This is a genomic window from Vibrio sp. 10N.261.55.A7 (assembly GCF_002877365.1).
GTDB lineage: Bacteria > Pseudomonadota > Gammaproteobacteria > Enterobacterales > Vibrionaceae > Vibrio.
The window spans coordinates 1-4198 of record NZ_MCWZ01000283.1 but is presented as its reverse complement, the minus strand read 5'-3'; the positions used below and the strand labels follow the sequence as shown (position 1 = coordinate 4198).

4 protein-coding genes are annotated in these 4198 nt (G+C 41.7%); 2 read left to right on the top strand and 2 right to left on the bottom strand.

Annotated elements, in window-relative coordinates:
* On the top strand, positions 1–737 hold a 737-nt coding region (locus tag BCU12_RS13915; RefSeq protein WP_102404857.1), incomplete at its 5' end, for a substrate binding domain-containing protein.
* A gap of 126 nt (positions 738–863) precedes the next feature.
* On the opposite strand, the gene BCU12_RS13910 is transcribed toward BCU12_RS13915, so the two are convergent.
* Positions 864–1637: a RelA/SpoT domain-containing protein gene (locus tag BCU12_RS13910; protein ID WP_102404856.1), complete on the bottom strand. Its 774-nt coding sequence runs from the start codon at positions 1635–1637 to the stop codon at positions 864–866.
* Between the two features lie 392 nt (positions 1638–2029).
* Here BCU12_RS13910 and BCU12_RS13905 point away from each other — a divergent pair, with 392 nt between their 5' ends.
* A complete protein-coding gene (locus tag BCU12_RS13905) occupies positions 2030–2677 on the top strand; it encodes a thiopurine S-methyltransferase (RefSeq protein WP_102404855.1) in 648 nt (215 codons plus the stop codon).
* A 94-nt stretch (positions 2678–2771) separates the two neighbouring features.
* Here BCU12_RS13905 and purT read toward each other — a convergent pair whose 3' ends face one another.
* On the bottom strand, positions 2772–3947 hold the full coding sequence (gene purT, locus BCU12_RS13900; RefSeq protein WP_102404854.1) for a formate-dependent phosphoribosylglycinamide formyltransferase: 1176 nt from the start codon (positions 3945–3947) through the stop codon (positions 2772–2774).
* Positions 3948–4198: the final 251 nt, after the last annotated feature.

Below are 4198 nucleotides of genomic sequence, written 5' to 3'. Positions count from 1 at the left end.
CCTTACAAATGCTGGAAAAAGCTAAGCTAAGTATGAAAGAAGAACTCGAAATTGTAGATGGTGAAATGAGAATAGCGGCATCATCAGATTTAGGACGAAACTTAGCAAATAATTGGCTAAATGAATTTATGGACCTTTATCCGAAAATCGAACTCAGAACGTTTATTAGCGACAGTAATGTCGACTTTTATAGAGACTCTATAGACATGGCACTGAGGTATGGCGCACCGAAAGATTCAAATTTATATGGGTTCAAAATATGTAATGTGCCTCGCTTGCTGTGTGCTAGCCAAGCTTATTTGGATAAGTATGGAACGCCAAATACGGTGGGTGAACTCACTAATCATAATGCGTTACTCTATCAATTGCATGATGTTCTGCACGATACTTGGGAGTTCAAATGTGACGGAATACTGCATAAAGTAAAACTAAAGGGAAATCGTTCTTCAAATGATGCGGACTTAGTTAGGCGGTGGTGTGTAGCCGGGCATGGAATTGCCATTAAGTCATGCTTGGATATGGCACAAGATATTTTGGATGGTAATGTCGTCCACTTGCTGCCTGATTCTACACCTGCACCGACTGAACTGTGGCTAGTGGCACCAAGCCGTCAATCCATAACACCTGGAGTAAGATTGTTGCGTGACATGTTTAGAATGAAATCTGAAGCGGTATTGATGGAACTTGTTGACGCAGGTGCCATCAGTAAAAATACGTTAAATGAATATTCTACATAAACTTGGTTGTTGAAATCGGGTACGATTTACATAGTAAATTTGAGCCAAGTTTCACCACTAGAGAACCAAAAACGCCCAGAACTATATAGTGCTGGGCGCTTTGTTTATTGAGACGAATGCTAACTATTAAGCTGCTTTTAAATGAGTAGTAATGTATGGCTGCCACGCATCTTGATAGAGTTGCAGAGATTGACTTCTCATCTTGCTAATTTTTGTTATTTCTAACTGCGTTAGCTCTCGTTGTTCAAAAGCGGCATTGCGTTCTATGTACTGGATGACTTCATACAGTTCATGTTCTGGGCCATTTTTTACATCAGCAATGGCTTTAAGGTGAAGCTGTACTTCAGCGATAATGTTCGTTTTAGGAATTTTCACTAGCAAATTTAGGTCTCGGTAGCCTGATGCAGCAGGGTTCTTAAATCGATTCTTAACTTTTACTATGTCAGTCTCTCTATCAAGGGCCTCATAGACTTCCATTAAACTTTCTACATCATCGGCAACGATTGTTGCGCGAGCGATATCGGTAATTCTCTCTACCTTACCGTTAAGCTCATGTTTAATTTTTTCTTGCGCTCTTTGAGAAGATTTAATGCCGGCAAAGTAGGCATTGGTTTGAGTCAGTAACGCGGTGCTATTACAAATGTCTTCCAATTCGTATTGAGCCTGGTGAGATTTACTATAAAGGGTGTCAAAATCTGAATGCTGTTGAAGAGGAGTCACATCAGTAGATGGAATACCGTATAAACCACTTAGGTTGTGCTTGAATAGCTTTGCACAAACTTCGTTGTGACTTGGTGAAAGTTTATCATCACTACCTGGAGCCATAGGCAGTGCAGCGAATGCAGGGGTGCGAGTCAGCATAAATAGCATAATTGCTGTCGTACGAAGAAATAAGTTCATTCACTCTCCTTAAATGGAAGACTTAGTAAAAAGTGGCATTTAAAGGCACTAAGAACATATCACTTAAGCAGTTAATCTAGACATTGGGCTAATGGTGTTTAAAAACAATGTCCAAAACCTAGTGAATACCTAACTTGTGTTCTGGGTCACATGAAATCGAATTTTCCGGTTTTCAATGACCTATTGCCACGTTACAAATCCATTATAAGTGACCCATTATTAATGGAACATGAACGTGATTGTTAGATTCGGTGAAAGATCGACTTTCTTGAAAATTCAAATGTTGTCTGCGAAGCGAAATGCGAGCGAACGTAGTAAAGATGGTGGTTTCAATAGGGTTTGCACGATAAACTCCACCCAAGAATGAAAAATCAAAGTGTAAAGGAATAGCAATGCAAGACCCTGAATTTTGGCACAACAAGTGGGCAGCGAACCAAATAGGTTTTCATTTAGACGATGTTAACCCTTTACTAACCCAATTTTGGCCTATGACCAGCCCTAAACGAAGTGATTCTGTGTTTGTACCATTATGTGGCAAATCCGAAGACTTAGTCTGGCTTGCGACTAAACACGCAGACGTTAAAGGTGTGGAGCTCAGTAACATAGCCGTTCGCTCATTCTTTGCTGAGCATTTCTATACCCCAATGGTCACGACCCTAAACGGACAGCATGAGTTGTATCAATTTGACGAGCTGTCTATATACACAGGTGATGTGTTTACAGCGCCAATTCAGCAGGTAGACATTGTTTATGACCGTGCAGCACTTATCGCGCTTCCTGAAAGCATGCGGGTTGATTACGCCAACCTCATAAAATCCAAGCTAACTCAATCGGGTCGTATTTTATTGGTGACCTTGGAGTATCAACAGGAAGAGATGGCAGGGCCTCCATTTAGTGTGCCTAGGAGTGAAGTTGAATCTTTATTCTCTGAGTACAAAATAACTCGTTTACATCGAGATGAAGCTGATGCAGAGCACCCTAAAAGACTGAAGAAAGGATTGAGCCGATTTGCTGAAGAGGTTTGGTTAATAGAGTCTTGATAATAGTGCGATCAAGTAGGTGATGGAAACAAAAGCCTAACCTAGTAATTTGCGTGCTAAAGGTTAGGCTTTTATTGTTAGGCTGTCGTATTAATTAGTATGTGATCTTAATTTTTTGAGCGCTTTCTATTGCGTCTTCAATGGCTTTATCAACATTGTCTCGCTGTGTCAGTGACACACCTAAGCGGCGACGCCCATCAATATCTGGCTTACCAAATAAGCGAACCTGAGTTTTTGGTAATGCTAGCGCTTCATTCAGCCCCTCGTAACGAATGTTGGTCGACGTACCTTGGCCTAATACAACGGCAGAAGCTGCAGCGCCATATTGAGTGATTGTATTGATTGGCATACCGGTAAATGCTCGAACGTGAAGCGCAAATTCAGACAGGTCTTGAGAGATGAGTGTCACCAAGCCTGTATCGTGTGGGCGAGGTGATACTTCGTTGAAAATGACCTTATCGCCTTTGATAAACAGCTCTACGCCAAACAGTCCGTAACCACCAAGCGCGTTAACGATTTTTTCAGCACTGTATTCTGCGGCTTTACGAGCCATATCGGTCATGGCTTGTGGCTGCCAAGACTCACGATAGTCTCCATCTTCTTGTCGGTGGCCGATTGGTTTACAGAAATGAACACCGTCAACTGCACGTACAGTCAACAATGTAATCTCATAATCAAAGTCAATAAAGCCTTCTACAATGACTCTGCCTGCGCCAGTACGACCGCCTTCTTGAGCGTAGTCCCAAGCCTTTTGTATGTCGTCTTCTGTTTTAATAACACTCTGACCTTTACCTGAAGAACTCATGACAGGTTTACAGACACAAGGTAGCCCGGCGAAATCGACTGCGGCTTTAAACTCTTCGTAGTTGTCTGCAAATTTATAAGGAGACGTTGTCAGCTCAAGTTCTTCTGCTGCGAGTCGGCGAATACCTTCACGATTCATTGTAAGCTTGGTCGCATTAGCTGTTGGCACGACGTTTAGGCCTTTAGCTTCTAGTTCAACCAGTTTATCTGTGGTGATGGCTTCAATTTCAGGAACAACATAATCGGGTTTTTCTAGAGCAATGATTGCTTCTAAAGCATCACCATCAAGCATGTCGACAACATGACTTCTGTGAGCAACCTGCATTGCTGGTGCATTTTCATATCGATCACAAGCAATCACTTCCAATCCTAAACGCTGGCATTCAATCGCAACTTCTTTTCCCAATTCGCCTGAACCCAGAAGTAATACTCGCGTTGCACTCTTACCTGTAGCCGTACCAAACATAAAATCCTCACTAACCATACTGAGTATAAAATCTGGCGTGAATAATACTGATTATGAAGACAAAAGCAAACGTTTGCGCTTATGGTGGCCGAGAGTAGGTTGTTGTGGTGACGCGTGAGAGATTCAAACGGTTAAATGACATATAGGCGATGACGGAGATTGAAGTTTCATTGATCTGAAACGTAGTAAACAAATCCAAACACTTTAATAATAGAAGCCTTTAAAGTAAGGGGCGTTTGCTCTAAATTACA

What these genes read in the sequence shown, in the direction of transcription:
- BCU12_RS13905 (WP_102404855.1), top strand. Translation starts at nt 2,030, where the DNA reads ATGCAAGACCCTGAATTTTGGCACAACAAGTGGGCAGCGAACCAAATA.
- purT (WP_102404854.1), bottom strand. Translation starts at nt 3,947, where the DNA reads ATGTTTGGTACGGCTACAGGTAAGAGTGCAACGCGAGTATTACTTCTG.
- BCU12_RS13910 (WP_102404856.1), bottom strand. Translation starts at nt 1,637, where the DNA reads ATGAACTTATTTCTTCGTACGACAGCAATTATGCTATTTATGCTGACT.